Consider the following 13,750-nt stretch of genomic DNA (forward strand, 5'->3'; position numbering starts at 1 on the left):
TATTGCTTGCTTAACCTTTCACGGCACCTTTTGTTAGGCCACCAACGATGTAGTCCTGAAGGATAAGGAAAAAGGTTACCATCGGAATTGCACCTATGAGAGCAGCGGCAGTGAATGGACCCCAGCTTGTTTCAAAACGTCCAGAGAATTGTTGCAATCCGACAGCGTACGTCCATTTGTTTATATCCTGCAGGAGAATTCTGGCCATTATGAACTCGTTGAATATTCCCATGAACGTCAATATGGCTATAACAGCGAGTATGGGTCGTGCCAAAGGAATTACTATCTTCCAGAAGGTCTGGAGTCTTGTTGCGCCATCAATCATAGCTGACTCCTCAAGAGAGTCTGGAATGGTATCGAAGTAACCTTTGATCAACCACGTGTTGAAAGCGATCCCTCCAGAATATACGAATATCAAACCACCAAGGCTATCCAGGCCAAGCCATGATACATAATTGCCCATGAATTGCAACAGGGCATAGACGGCGACCATGAACATTATTGATGGGAACATCTGTATCAAGAGCAAAAACAGAAGCCCCTGGGATCTACCCGGGAACCGCATCCTGCTGAAAGGATAGGCGGCGAGGGCCGCAACCGTGACACTTATCAAGGATACCATGAGTGCTACAAGAACAGAATTCCCTATCCAGCGAACGAAATAGAAGTAGGTAGTCTCTTTTTGCGCCCATATCTGATTGACCCTGAAGAGAGCTTTGTCAAGAGCTTTCAGCTTGTGGCTGTACTGTGCTGCATAGTTTGCCGGATAATCCAGAAGATCCGAAACAAGGCGAGAAGCCCTCTGGTATCTGGCGTTGAATATCTGGAAGCTTTTATTGTAGGAATCGACCATGTTTGTGAAGGTTTCCAGGGTTATCTGGGTACCAAGGAAGCGTAGGTGGATATAATCGTAAATCTTGCTTTCAAGATTTTCTTTCATCTTCGAAAGTGTTGTTATGGCGGAAGATAGTACCCTGGACCCTTCAAGAGCTTCCTGATAAGCCCGCTGGAAATCTTCATACCAGGTATAAGCACGGTATCTCAGGTTCTTTTTCTTGTCAAAATAGGTTTCGATGATATCGGCAGCATTCTCAAAGTATGTGGCTGCGTCATCTATGCTGTTTATAGGTTTGTTTGCTAGTTTTTTGACAAAACCAAGCTCTATTCCTTGTTTGCAGTTTTCAAGTTTTTGAAGTGCAGTCAAGTAGCCTTCCTGAAGTTCTGAGATCTTCTGCTGCAATACGCCGCTTTCTTTGGAGAGAGTTATCAAATTATTCTTCATTGCCATTACTTTTTCGTTTATTTCTTTGGCTTCATTCAGTGTAAATATGAGATCTGGAAGAGCACGCTCAATATTTGCTCTGCTCACTTCGAATATATCGATAGCTCTCTTGACATCCGGATCGTCCGAAAATGCGGAGATTTTGGTTTCGTTGCTTAAGAACCAGTTCAATTCTGTGTACAGGTCAGCTACACCAGCGTAAAGAGTAGAATCTTTAAGGTTTAATTTTTCTATACTATCTTTCACTGTTTCGACCCGGGAGTAAAGCTCCCGGAGTTTCTCGAAAAAGTCGGAGAGAGTTGAACTGGGGGATTCCGGTGCGGTTTCTTTAAGTGACTTTTCAATGGTGGTTCTGAGTATTTTTAATCTTTCCGCTTCAGGGACGATTATGGGTGTAACGGTTTCTAATGCATCTTCGATTTCTTTTATTGCCAATTCGTCTTTTTCCAGTGTTTTTTCTATTGCACTTTTTTTTGCAGCAATTTCATCGAGTCTTTGAGTGGTTTCTTCATACTCGACAAATCTTGGCCCGAGTGCCTTTTCTTTTAAGTCAAGGAGTCCATTTACCAGAGCATTGTGGGCTTCAGCAAAGTCATCCCACAGAGAATTCGCAGCTTTGAAGCTGTTGTACATGGCTTTTCTTGTTGCGTTTATTATGTTTGCTCTTTCTTCAGGTATTTCTTTTTCCAGGGTTCGCAGATATTTGTTGATAACCTTGAACCATTCTGTTTTTCTCCAGCTCGAATATTCAACACCCTTTTCACTCAGATATTTTTCTGTTCTTTTCAAACTTTCGATGACAAGAGGCTTTTCATCAAAGTTTTCTGTCTCGAGAAGGGTTAAAAGTTCGTCTCTTTTGTTGAGAATTTCGCCGTAGGTTTTCTTTAGTTCTTCAGCGAGTGTTAGAACTTCCTTACCGTATTCGCCGGAATTGCTCACATAGAACAGGTATTTGTCTTTGATCGATGGTTTCGTTTTGTTTAGGATGTTTCCCAGGGCGTAGAGATAAAGTTCGGAATTCTTGTCGAGCTTCAACTCGAGTAATCTTTGCTCTACCAATTCGAGATCATCTTTTCTTATTGCGTTTATTGTGGAAATAGCTTCTGACAGGCCGGAGTTATTGAGTTCTTCGCTCAGAGAGGAGAAGCTATCATCTATTGTGGAGACCAATCCTTCTGATTCAGCCATCAATTTATCGAATTTGTTCATATATCTTTCGACGGTACTTATAATTTTTTCCTCGGATTTATCACGAAATCTTCCAAGGAGATATGTTGCTTCCTGGACATCCAGGATGAGTCTGGGAATGCTTCTTTCAGGAAAGAGCAGGTTTCTGTAATGTTGCAAAGTGATACGGGATGAAAATAGTTTTGGAGAAAACGCGGCCTGGTCTCTTCGAATGGAGGTGCTTATCAGCCATACCATGGGGAACAGCACGATTGCAACAATAATCACCAGAATTATATGTCTCAACCAGTAATTTTTCTTTTCTACGGCCATTATCTGCTCACCTCTTCGAATGCGCCTGAAAGTTTGAAATTCAACCAGCTGAAACTACCTACTATGATGAATATCAGGATAGAGATAGCGCTGGCGAAACCAAAGTCCTGGCCCCTACCTTCGAAAGCGAGTTTGTAGGTATAGGATATCAGGATGTCGGTAGCACCGGCTGGGGTAGAGCTTCCTGGAATCGCGGGACCGCCACCGGTCAATAGGTATATACCAACGAAGTTATTGAAGTTAAAGGAAAAACTTCCAACGAGCAAGGGGGCAACAGATACCATCAACAATGGAAAGGTTATTTTCCAGAAGCGTTGTCTTCCATTTGCTCCGTCGATAGCGGCAGCTTCGTAAAGCTCGCCGGGAATGCTCTGTAAGGCGCCGAGAGATACGGTCATCATGTAAGGGAATCCAAGCCATGTGTTGACGATTAGAACGGCGGCCTTCGCCCAGAGAGGATCACTAAGCCATTTGATAGGTTTTTCAGCGCCAAACAATCCCTGAACTATGAAACGGTTTATTATTCCGTAGGTTTCGTTAAACATGCCGTTTTTCCACACAAGAACGGATATAAAAGCTGGAATCGCCCACGGAATTATGAGAAGTGTTCTGTATATCTTTTTCCCTTTCATGCCTGGATCGTTCAGTACCAAAGCAAGTGCCAATCCTATTGTAAATGTGAACAGAACGCTCAAAGCAGCCCATGTGAATGTCCAGGTGAATACTTGAAGGAAGGGTTTGTTTATCCTTGGATCCTTTATCATCTTTATAAAGTTGGAGAACCCAACATTAGATACGTATCCATCGACGATGTATTGTTGCCCGTTTTCATCTATATCGTAAAAATAACCGTCCTTTTCTACGAGTGTCTTCCCTGTTTGTTTGTTGTAAACGACATCTTTCTGCACAGCTCTTCCATTCTCAAGGATGGTGATGGTTTTCAGCCCGTATTTTCTTTCAGTTGTTGCGAAGTTCCTGTAGAGCGTCATTGGATTTAGCCTGACCTGTAAACCTTCAGGGTTGGAAAACTCTGCGCCCTTCAGCCAGACACCACGGATATCCCTTAGATAGAAGGGGGCGTTTGGTTTGGTCGTTTCATCTTTAGGAGAGTAGAAATACAGATATTTCTTTCCGGAATCAGTTGTTATCGAAATGATCTGGTCTGTGGCAGAGCGTACAAGCCTATATAAAGTACCGTCAATGGAGGCCAGATTCCTTTCGACAATAAACATTTTCCCTCTTGCTTGAAGAATATTTCCTTCGCTGTCTTTCTGGATTGAAACGGGTCGAGGGGCAATGTATTGTTTACCGGTTTCGGTATCGGTAAAAAGAATCACAAAGTCGTCTGTAGGGCGGTAGTCTTTTAGGTTCACGAAGATGGAAAAATCATATTCTTTTGGATTTTCAGGAGTATAAAAATACTCGGTTAGAAGCTTTTGTACCACCTGTTGACGGGTAAACAAATGACCTGTTCCGAAATTTGTGAAGGCCGTTCTCAGCGTGTAGTACATTGGATAGATGGTTAGAATGAATAACAGTATCATCGCAGGGATCATGTATCGATAGGGATAAGCTTTGGGATTTAAGACAACAAAATCAATTGCCACCGTTAAAATGGCCATTATGATACCAAGACCGTAATTTCCACTCGATAGGAGAACCATTATGCTCCAGACCGCGAAAGAATTAAAAACAGCTAAGATCAACAGGATAAGAACAAACCCAACGAGTTTTTTTCCGCTCACCGCGATTACCTCCAGAGTTAAGTCAACTTTTTAGACAAACGCGGGGTGTATAGAACACCCCGCTAGTCAATAAGCAAATACAGAAGATAATTATTCCTCAATGGCAGTTTTTATCTTTTCAACCGCTGAATTAAGAGCGTTTTCTATGGTATACTGACCGTTGATGATTATGCTGAGGGCATCTCCCATGGCTCCCCAGACGGATGCCATCTCAGGAACGTTGGGCATCGGTGTTCCAACAGAAGCGCTCTTGGAGAACTGAAGAACGTCGTAGAGTTCAGGGCCAGCGTCTTTGGCTACATAGTCAAAAACATCGGATCTTGCCGTTCCTCTTCTTTCGCCGAGGAACATGCCAAGCTGTCCCTGGAAGCTGCCGATGTAGTTAACGGCAAATTCAATAGCCTCAAGTTTATTCCTGGACTTGGCGTTGATCATGAAACCCTGAACACCGACGAATGGTTTCGGAGTAACACCGGGTTCGAGTTCGATATCGCTGAACGGAATGATGCCATAATCGATACCGGCATCTCTGTACCACGGAGTTGCCCATGGACCATTGATAATGAAAGCGGCAAGGCCATCTTTAAAGAGGGAATCCATAAGGTTGTAGTTAGCACCCTGTGGAATGAGCCCTTCATCGAACCATTTCTTGATAAGAGATGCACCCTTTATGGCGCCTTCATTGTTGAGTCCGATGTCGTTAACATCGAGACCATTTTCTGTTTCCTTGAAGATGTACCCACCGTAACCAGCGATGAATGGGAAGGAGAAGTAGAAGTTTCCGGCGTCGTAAACAAAGCCAACGATTTCGTCGTCGGAAATTTCCTTGGCCATTTCTTCGAGTTCAGCGATGGTTGTTGGTACTTCTTCAACAAGGTCCTTGTTGTAAATTATACCGATGGATTCGATTGTGTAAGGAACGCCGTAGAGTTTTCCGCCGTAGCTGAAAGCGCTGAGAGCAACGGGATAGTATTTATCGGCATCTGGTAAATATGGAATGGGTTCGAGAAGCCCATTCTTTGCGAGTTCCCCTACCCAGTCATGAGCACCAACGATAATATCTGGACCTTCACCAGCAGGAGCAGCTGTGAGGAATTTGGATTTGATGTCACCAAAGTTAACCTGCTGGATCTCAACTTTAATACCATAGTCTTTTTCGAAATCTGCAGCTAATTTCTGAAGTGCAGGGATCTGATTTTCGGAGGACCAAATCACGATCTTAGCACTGAGCACTGTAACCAGAACAAGTACAATAAAAAGAACAAGAGAGAGCTTTCTCATTCTCTTTGACCCCCTTTACTCATAGTTTGGGCATATCGCCACAAACCAATTCTATCAGTTTTACTCAAAACAGATTAGGTTGAGAGTACATAGCTATTTCCAATTATCTGGCGTTAACGACGTTCAGAATTGATTAACGGTTGTTTTTTGTCATTTCCTATTTATAAGACTCTCTAACGTCTTCAGATAACTTAAATTGGGTAAACTGCAGTGGTATCTGAGTACTCATCGGCTGTACTGAAATCCACTGCGAGTTCTTTTTCATATTTTTTCAATAGGTATTTCTTTCCTACTTCTCCAAGGAGAATATACGTGAGCAGATCTTCATCAGTTTTAGCGAGAATTCCTATTTTTTCCCGGGCTTTATCCAGCTCTGGTTCCAGCAGATCAGCAGGACGGCAAGTTATCGCTTTTTCATCCTTTAGAATTCTTTCTTTGAGTTCGGGTGAGATTTCTGCTGGTGGTTTTCCATAATATCCTCTGACATACCTTTCCACTTCTTTGGTTATCAGCTTATACCTCTCTCCTGAGAGGACGTTCAGCACCGCCTGAACACCAACAATCTGGGATGTGGGTGTCACCAGCGGTGGATAACCAAGGTCTTTTCTGACTCTTGGAACTTCTTCGAGAACGTCGTTTAAGAGATGTAGCGCGTTTTGTCCTTTAAGCTGATTGATCAGGTTGGAATACATTCCACCCGGGATCTGGTTCACGAGAATCGCTGGTTTTGTTGTGGTGAGTTTCACATCCGTATCCGAATGCCGTTTTCTCACTTCTTCAAAATAGTTTGCTATTCTTTCAAGAAGCTTTAGATCAGGTTCGTACGCATTTCCCAGGTCGTGCAGAGCAATCCAGAGGCTTTCAACCGCTGGCTGTGAAGTGCCGTAAGCCAGGGGACTTATGGCTGTATCCAGGATATCCGCCCCGGCTTCGACCGCTTTGATATACGACATATCCGCAACCCCCGTGGTGAAGTGTGCATGAATTTCCAGTGGAAGGTCGAATCTTTCTTTGATTGCTTTAACAAGTTCATAGGCTTTGCCGGGTGTTAAAAGGCCTGCCATATCTTTTATGCAAAGGGAATCTGCGTTGAGATTAACAGCTTTTTCGGCTAAAGAAACAAAATATTCCACGTTATGAACGGGACTGATGGTGTAAGCTAACGCCACCTGCAGGTGCATTCCATTTTTCTTTACTTCTTTACAGGTCTTCTCGATATTTCTAAAGTCGTTTAATGCGTCGAAGATTCTGACTATGTCCATGCCGTGATCTGCCATCTTTTTTACGAACAACTCAACGACATCATCTGCATAATGTTTATATCCCAGAAGATTTTGACCTCTAAGAAGCATCTGTATTTTCGTTTTTTTGAAGCGTTTACGAAGTTCATCAAGTCTTTCCCAGGGATCTTCGAAAAGGTACCTAACGCACGCGTCATAGGTGGCACCGCCCCAGATTTCAACAGCGTGGTAACCTACCTCATCAACCAAGGGGGCAATTTCTTTTAGTTCGTTTGTTGAAACTCTTGTAGCAAGCAACGATTGATGGGCATCTCGAAAAGTTGTATCTGTGAAAGTAACTTTTTCCACGCTAACTCCTCCCCTCTGTTGTACAATTAATAAGAATAAAGGAGGGATGTTATGTCCAAAACAATTAATGATTACAACTTTGATATAGTGGTTATTGGTGCGGGGCATGCCGGCATTGAAGCTGGACTCGCCGCTGCAAAGATGGGGTTGAAAACACTTGTTTTAGCAATAAATCTCGATACTGTTGGCTGGGCTCCTTGCAACCCAGCTGTTGGTGGGCCAGCCAAAGGGATTGTAGCTAGAGAGGTGGACGCTCTCGGGGGACAGATCGCAAAAACCACTGACGCCACGATGATAAACGTTAGAATGCTGAATACAAGCAAAGGACCAGCTGTTAGAGCTCTGAGAGCTCAGATCGATAAACATGAATACAGCATGGAAATGAAGAGAATACTGGAATCTCAAGAAAATCTTTTCATAAGGAGTGGAATAGCTTCAGAAATTCTCGTGGAAAATGGGAAGGTTACAGGTGTTGTCACACATTTCGGTGTCGTGTACCGTTGCAGGGCGGCTGTTGTTACCTCCGGGACCTTTCTCAGGGGAAAGATATTTGTAGGTCAAAAGGTTTTTGAGGCTGGAAGGCTCGGTGAATTTCCAGCGAAAGCATTGAGTCAATCCCTTGAGACTCTTGGGTTTACGCTTTCGAGGTTCAAGACAGGAACTCCCGCAAGAATACAAGGGAAGAGCATAGATTTTTCAAAAATGGAGAGACAGGACACTTCTGATGAACCGCTGGCTTTTTCATATTTTGATGAACCCAGGGTTCTTCCCAAAGATTACCCCTGCTGGTTGACCCACACAAATCCTTCTACTCATGCTGTCATAAGGCGTGATTTGAAATTTTCTCCCCTTTACGGTGATGTGAAGCTGATCCAATCGATTGGGCCGCGTTATTGTCCTTCAATAGAAGACAAGGTTGTTAAATTCTCTTCAAAAGAGAGCCATCAAGTCTTTGTTGAACCTGAAGGAAAGAATACAGATGAGTACTATTTGAACGGTCTTTCAACGAGTCTTCCCTTTGAAACACAGGTGGAGATGATCCGTACTGTTCCCGGATTGGAGAATGCGGTTATTGTGAGGCCGGCTTACGCTGTTGAATACGATTATGTCACTCCCGACCAGCTTTATCCGACTTTAGAATCAAAATTGGTGGAGAATCTGTATTTTGCCGGTCAGGTTATCGGCACCAGCGGGTATGAAGAGGCCGCAGGCCTCGGGATCGTTGCGGGTATCAATGCGGCGGCAAAGCTTCTTGGTATGGAGCAGTTTGTTCCAAAACGTTCGGAGTCGTACATAGGTGTGATGATAGATGATCTGGTTACAAAGGGAGTCGATGAGCCTTATCGTTTGTTAACCTCCAGGGCGGAGTATAGGCTGTTGATAAGGCACGACAATGCTCACATCAGACTCAGCAAGTATGGATACAAATACGGGTTGATTCCAAAATGGTTCTACGAAAAGGTTCTCGATTTAGAAAGACAGATAGAGGGAGAGATAGAGAGATTAAACAATGTAGTCGTAAAGCCTTTGAGTACGCTCAATAATAAACTTGTGGCAGCTGGAACATCGCCGATATACCAATCGACGCGTTTGTCTCAGTTGCTCAAAAGGCCCCAGGTGAGCTATGAAATACTCAAAGAGTTCGATCCTGAACCGATAGAGGATCTTTTACTGAGGGAGCAAGTAGAAATACAGCTAAAATATGAAGGATATATATTAAGAATGGAGCAGGAACTTAAACGCTTCGAAAGGTTGGAAATGGAGATAATTCCGCCAAAGGTCAATTATGATGAGGTGCCGAATCTCTCCACTGAGAGCCGTGAAAAGCTGAAAAAATTGAGGCCACGGTCCATTGGACAGGCCATGAGAATTCCGGGGATTACACCGGCAGACATAATGAACCTGTCAGTTTATCTAAAATCTTTGAGGAATATTGGCGAGGGGCAAAAAGATTGAGGAACGGTTTTCACCGTTCCTCAATTCTTTAGAAGCTTTTCCAAAAAGATTTCCAATTCTTTCAGGCTTAAGCGCTTCCCGTCTTTGAGCATTCTGAATGCGGCTTTCAGCACAAGAACTCTTGGGTAACGACAGGTTAGACTTTTGATCGGGTCAGGCTTTGCCCTCTTTGCTAATCGTTTGGCAGGCAAATCTACCATCTCCTAAACCTCTTGACAGAAGCTTATAAGCATATTATAATCTCTCTGACTGAGGGCTCGTAGCTCAGTTTGGTTAGAGCTTCCGGCTCATAACCGGGCGGTCGGTGGTTCGAATCCACCCGAGCCCACCAGAGCGGCAAAGGCCGCTCTTTTGTTGTACTAATTTAATTTTAACATATTTCACGGTTTTTAGCAATTTGTAATGGTATCGATTGAGGTGATCGTCTTGTTTGCTTTTTTTAGTTCCCTTCCGAATGAACTACTATGGTTTATCTTCATGATGGTGGATTTATCCGTTGCAGTTGTGCTTTTTAAGTTTTTCAAGCGGGACGGCCTTTATATGCTAATTGTGGGCAATATCATTCTGGCAAATATACAGGTTGTAAAACTTGTCGAACTTTTTGGTTTCACCGCGACTCTTGGAAATATTTTGTATGGTTCAATTTTCTTTGCCACTGACATTCTCAGTGAAATCTATGGCAAGAAGGAAGCGAGAAGGGGTGTAATCCTTGGATTCGCATCACTTCTCATGATGACGCTGTACATGCAATTTGCACTTTACATAAAGCCAATTGAGGAGGCTAATGCGGTTCAAAATGCTCTCCAGACGATCTTCGGCATCATGCCGAGAATTGCTCTGGGAAGTCTCACAGCTTACCTTATATCTCAGTTTCATGATGTCTGGGCCTTTCATTTCTGGAAAAAGATTACTTCCGGGAAGCATTTGTGGTTGAGAAACAACCTTTCGACAATGGTCAGTCAGTTTATCGATTCTTTTGTGTTCGTTTTCATAGCTTTCTGGGGCGTTTTCGATTTCTCGATCTGGTGGCAGGTGCTATGGACAACATATATCTTCAAATGGATCGTTGCTGCTATCGATACGCCTTTCATATACCTTGCGAAATGGCTCTGGGAGAAAGAAGTTAAGGCTTAAAGGTACTAAAAAGGCTATTCAGAGCGCGCGTAAACAATCTCGCCATTTACCACGGTCATGTAAACAGACAATTTTGAGAGTTCTTCCTTTGGAAGAGTAAAAATGTCTTGTTCTGTAACAAAGAAATCTGCTTTTTCTCCCGGTATTAGTCTCCCGCTTTCGTTAGAAAAAGCCTGACGTCTTCCAGATTCGGTATAAAGCTTAAAAGCCGTCTTTCTGTCGAAAAAGCTCTCGGCAGCAATCAGGTTTTTGAAAGGGTTCGAGCTCTCAACAGGTGAATCTGTAGAAAGCGAGACGCCTATTCCTTTTTCAAAAAGTTTTTTGAATGGATAAGCTTGCTTGAACCTTCTATCTCCAAGCCTGGAAATAGCCATTTCACGGTCTGATGGATAAAATATGGGTTGAACCGAGACTTTAAGGTTAAGTTCTTTTATCTTTTCGATCTGCTCGTTTGAGGCAATTTGAACATGGATAAGCCGGTGTTTTAAAGGATTGCCTTTTTTTATTCCTTCAAAAGCCGCCAGCGCTTCTTCCAGTGCTCTGTCACCTATGACATGAACGGTTAGTTGAATGCCCCTTTCTTCACAAGCTTTAACGTATTCCTTCAGCTGGTAACGATCCATATAGAGAATACCTTTATCTTCGGGATCATCAGCATAGGGTTCTATCAAAGCAGCGGTTCTTGCCCCAAAAGAACCGTCCAAATAGACTTTAGCGGCTTTTAGATCGAGGAAAGCATTCTGGTAATTTTTGATTTTATCGAAAAACTTAATCTGACTGGCATCCTCGAGGTACAGCTTTTCAAAAATCCTTATCAATTGCTGAACAGATAAAATCTCCAGAAGGTCATCGAGATCTGAGTCATGATAGTCGTCGGAATGCACAGCGGTTACTCCGTACTTCAAAAATTCTTCTGCTCCACTTTTCAGGAAAGCCTTTATTTCAGCTTTTGTCAGTTTCACTCTTTTTCGGAATTCGTCCAGAGCACGTTCTTTCAAGAAACCCTTGCTTATATCAGAGCCATCCATACCATCGAGTTCCTCAAGATTGAATTTTTCTATCATTTTGCTGTTTACCGTGGCGACGTGTCCACACCTTCTTACGAGTATGGTCGGTATTTCGGTGATGCTATCAATGAAACTCCTATTGGGTATAAATCCGAGTGTTTCCTGATTCCATCCTCTGCCACGAATTATTTCGGAATATTTTTGAGCTTTTTTGATAGCATCTTTGAGTTCTTCAGCCGTTTTTACATCTGTGATATCGAGGGTATGTCTGGACTTCCCCGTTGCAATAAGATGGGCGTGTGAATCTACAAATCCAGTATAGACATATTTATCGTTAAGGTCTATGTTTACAAAAGGCTTAGAGATTTCTTCGACGATAACTCCGTCTACAACGAGTAAATCCCTTTTGATATATGAATCAATTTTTGGGTCATAAAGTTTTGCGTTTCGGAAGCATACTTTTTTAATCTCTACCACCCCTGCTAAGAGCCACCGCTATCTCTCCGGCAAGTGAGGCGTTATTTTTGAGTAAAGCAATGTTTGCGGTGAGCGTTTTGCCACCTGAGAGTTCTGTCAATCTGCTTAGAAGGAAAGGTGTCAGGGATTTTCCTGAAATACCATTTTCCTTTGCTTGAGCGACAGCTTTTTTTATGTATTCTTCCAATTCTTCTCTTGGGATCTCGGATTGTTCTGGTATGGGGTTGGCAACGAGAATAGCTCCTTCAATTCCAAGTTTTTCTTTTTCGTTGAATATAGCCACGATCTCTTCGGGGGAATCAGCACGTATGTTGACTTTGTATTCGCTTTCTTTTGTGTGGAATAAGGGCATATAGTCCGTTTGATATCCGACAACGGTCACCTGAAAGGTTTCGAGAAATTCTATAGTTCTTTCTACGTCTAAAATGCTCTTGAAACCGGCACAAACCACAATCATTCGTGTTTTGGAGAGTTCCATTATGTCCTGTGAAACATCCCAGGGAACGTTCCGATGTACCCCGCCTATGCCACCGGTAGCAAAAACGTCTATCCCTGCGTTTTTCGCCAGGCGCATCGTGGCACTGACGGTGGTTGCTGCATTTCTCCTTAAGGCAATGGCTGCCGCGATTTCAGCCGTACCGATCTTCATAACATTCTTTGCTTTTGCCAGATGTTCTATTTCTTTTTCTGTCAAGCCTATCTTTATCTCGCCGTTTATTATGCCCAATGTCTTTGGTATGGCACCTTTTTCTTTTACTTTGTTTTCCATGGAAACCGCTGTTTCAAAATTAGTTGGCCATGGTAAGCCATGAGCTATTACCGTTGATTCTAGAGCTACAATGGGTTGTTTCTTCATTTTTCAATCCCTCCAGCTTAAATTATCTATACCAGTATCCTGGATATTTTGTCTCAAATCGTTTGGCCATGTAAAGACCCACAAGGAAGCCTCCAATGTGTGCCCACCATGCAACTCCAGAGAAGTTAGCACCGACTATTGATAGGGTCCCGTTGAAAAACTGTATTGTAAACCATATGATTAGGAAGATGAATGCCGGTATTTCGATTATGAAAGGGATTATGAAGATAGGAATAAAGGTGAGGATCCTGCTCCATGGGAAAAAGAACAGATAAGCTCCCATAACACCAGCGATTGCGCCTGAAGCGCCGATGATGGGGGTAGATGATATGGGCGCCACCAGAAATTGAAACAGGTTGGCAGCGATTCCCCATGAGAGGTAGTAGAGTAGAAATCTGAAGTGTCCTAATCTATCTTCCACATTATCTCCGAAGACCCACAGTGTCCACATATTTCCGATTATATGGGTCCAACCTCCGTGTAAAAAAATCGAGGTAACGAAGGGAAAAAGGTTAAATCGATTTAGCTTTAAGACATATGTGTAATAAGGCTCCAAAGTAGCGTAACCTTTGGTGTATCTTGAAGGAACGAGACCGTGTCTGTACATAAAGAGAAGAAGTTCACCGTCTGAAAGGAGTAACTCGTATAGAAAAACCCCAACATTTATCAGAATAATCGTCCACATCACATAAGGTTTTTTCTCACTGGGAATTGTGTCTCTTAAAGGGAACATCTACTATCGCCTCCAACTGAGTTATCAATAGATTCTACCAAATTGACAGTTGAAATGCGAAGGGGGTAATGATATAATTACCAGCGGTTGTGCCCCCGTAGTTCAACGGATAGAACGGCGGATTCCTAATCCGTAAATGAAGGTTCGATTCCTTCCGGGGGTACCATTGCGGGGGAAGTCCCCGCGTTTT

Annotated in this window: 10 protein-coding genes and 2 tRNA genes; 4 read left to right on the forward strand and 8 right to left on the reverse strand. The window is 43.1% G+C overall.

Going from position 1 to position 13,750, the window contains the following annotated elements; all coding sequences use genetic code 11:
• Positions 1-10: 10 nt before the first annotated feature.
• The 4 genes from KOLE_RS06970 to KOLE_RS06985 all read right to left on the reverse strand — a co-directional run bounded on the left by KOLE_RS06970 (position 11) and on the right by KOLE_RS06985 (position 7,397).
• The gene (locus tag KOLE_RS06970) at positions 11-2,782 is read right to left on the reverse strand and encodes an ABC transporter permease subunit (protein WP_015868732.1); all 2,772 of its coding nucleotides are present in this window, start codon (positions 2,780-2,782) and stop codon (positions 11-13) included.
• Positions 2,782-4,527, reverse strand: a complete 1,746-nt coding sequence (locus KOLE_RS06975; protein ID WP_015868733.1) for a DUF4896 domain-containing protein — start codon at positions 4,525-4,527, stop codon at positions 2,782-2,784. The genes KOLE_RS06970 and KOLE_RS06975 overlap by 1 nt, the downstream gene beginning before the upstream one ends.
• Before the next feature lie 90 nt (positions 4,528-4,617).
• Positions 4,618-5,808 (reverse strand): sugar ABC transporter substrate-binding protein, encoded by a 1,191-nt coding sequence (locus KOLE_RS06980; protein WP_015868734.1) that lies wholly within the window; start codon positions 5,806-5,808, stop codon positions 4,618-4,620.
• Between the two features lie 191 nt (positions 5,809-5,999).
• Positions 6,000-7,397, reverse strand: a complete 1,398-nt coding sequence (locus KOLE_RS06985; RefSeq protein WP_015868735.1) for a pyruvate carboxylase subunit B — start codon at positions 7,395-7,397, stop codon at positions 6,000-6,002.
• A gap of 51 nt (positions 7,398-7,448) precedes the next feature.
• Here KOLE_RS06985 and mnmG point away from each other — a divergent pair, with 51 nt between their 5' ends.
• Positions 7,449-9,353, forward strand: a complete 1,905-nt coding sequence (gene mnmG / locus KOLE_RS06990; protein WP_015868736.1) for a tRNA uridine-5-carboxymethylaminomethyl(34) synthesis enzyme MnmG — start codon at positions 7,449-7,451, stop codon at positions 9,351-9,353.
• 20 nt (positions 9,354-9,373) lie between these two features.
• Here the strand turns inward: mnmG and KOLE_RS06995 are convergent, their stop codons facing one another.
• Positions 9,374-9,553: a hypothetical protein gene (locus KOLE_RS06995; RefSeq protein WP_015868737.1), complete on the reverse strand. Its 180-nt coding sequence runs from the start codon at positions 9,551-9,553 to the stop codon at positions 9,374-9,376.
• Between the two features lie 53 nt (positions 9,554-9,606).
• On the opposite strand from KOLE_RS06995, the gene KOLE_RS07000 reads away from it, so the two are divergent.
• Positions 9,607-9,684: transfer RNA gene (locus KOLE_RS07000), tRNA-Ile, on the forward strand.
• Positions 9,685-9,779: 95 nt separating this feature from the next.
• Positions 9,780-10,487, forward strand: coding sequence for a queuosine precursor transporter (locus tag KOLE_RS07005; protein ID WP_015868738.1), 708 nt, complete (start codon positions 9,780-9,782; stop codon positions 10,485-10,487).
• A 14-nt stretch (positions 10,488-10,501) separates the two neighbouring features.
• On the opposite strand, the gene KOLE_RS07010 is transcribed toward KOLE_RS07005, so the two are convergent.
• The 3 genes from KOLE_RS07010 to KOLE_RS07020 are packed head-to-tail and all read right to left on the reverse strand — an operon-like array spanning position 10,502 to position 13,560.
• Positions 10,502-11,971, reverse strand: a complete 1,470-nt coding sequence (locus KOLE_RS07010) for an amidohydrolase (protein WP_015868739.1) — start codon at positions 11,969-11,971, stop codon at positions 10,502-10,504.
• Positions 11,958-12,827 (reverse strand): pseudouridine-5'-phosphate glycosidase, encoded by an 870-nt coding sequence (locus KOLE_RS07015; RefSeq protein ID WP_015868740.1) that lies wholly within the window; start codon positions 12,825-12,827, stop codon positions 11,958-11,960. The genes KOLE_RS07010 and KOLE_RS07015 overlap by 14 nt, the downstream gene beginning before the upstream one ends.
• Positions 12,828-12,849: 22 nt before the next feature.
• A complete protein-coding gene (locus tag KOLE_RS07020) occupies positions 12,850-13,560 on the reverse strand; it encodes a rhomboid family intramembrane serine protease (RefSeq protein ID WP_015868741.1) in 711 nt (236 codons plus the stop codon).
• A gap of 91 nt (positions 13,561-13,651) precedes the next feature.
• On the opposite strand from KOLE_RS07020, the gene KOLE_RS07025 reads away from it, so the two are divergent.
• Positions 13,652-13,726 (forward strand) — tRNA-Arg (locus KOLE_RS07025).
• Positions 13,727-13,750: the final 24 nt, after the last annotated feature.

The sequence above is a fragment of the Kosmotoga olearia TBF 19.5.1 genome (genome assembly GCF_000023325.1).
In the GTDB taxonomy this organism is placed as follows: domain Bacteria; phylum Thermotogota; class Thermotogae; order Petrotogales; family Kosmotogaceae; genus Kosmotoga; species Kosmotoga olearia.

Excerpts from the sequence above, each read along its gene's own strand:
- KOLE_RS07015 (WP_015868740.1), bottom strand. The coding sequence starts at position 12,827 with ATGAAGAAACAACCCATTGTAGCTCTAGAATCAACGGTAATAGCTCAT.
- KOLE_RS06970 (WP_015868732.1), bottom strand. The coding sequence starts at position 2,782 with ATGGCCGTAGAAAAGAAAAATTACTGGTTGAGACATATAATTCTGGTG.
- mnmG (WP_015868736.1), top strand. The coding sequence starts at position 7,449 with ATGTCCAAAACAATTAATGATTACAACTTTGATATAGTGGTTATTGGT.
- KOLE_RS06980 (WP_015868734.1), bottom strand. The coding sequence starts at position 5,808 with ATGAGAAAGCTCTCTCTTGTTCTTTTTATTGTACTTGTTCTGGTTACA.
- KOLE_RS07020 (WP_015868741.1), bottom strand. The coding sequence starts at position 13,560 with ATGTTCCCTTTAAGAGACACAATTCCCAGTGAGAAAAAACCTTATGTG.
- KOLE_RS06995 (WP_015868737.1), bottom strand. The coding sequence starts at position 9,553 with ATGGTAGATTTGCCTGCCAAACGATTAGCAAAGAGGGCAAAGCCTGAC.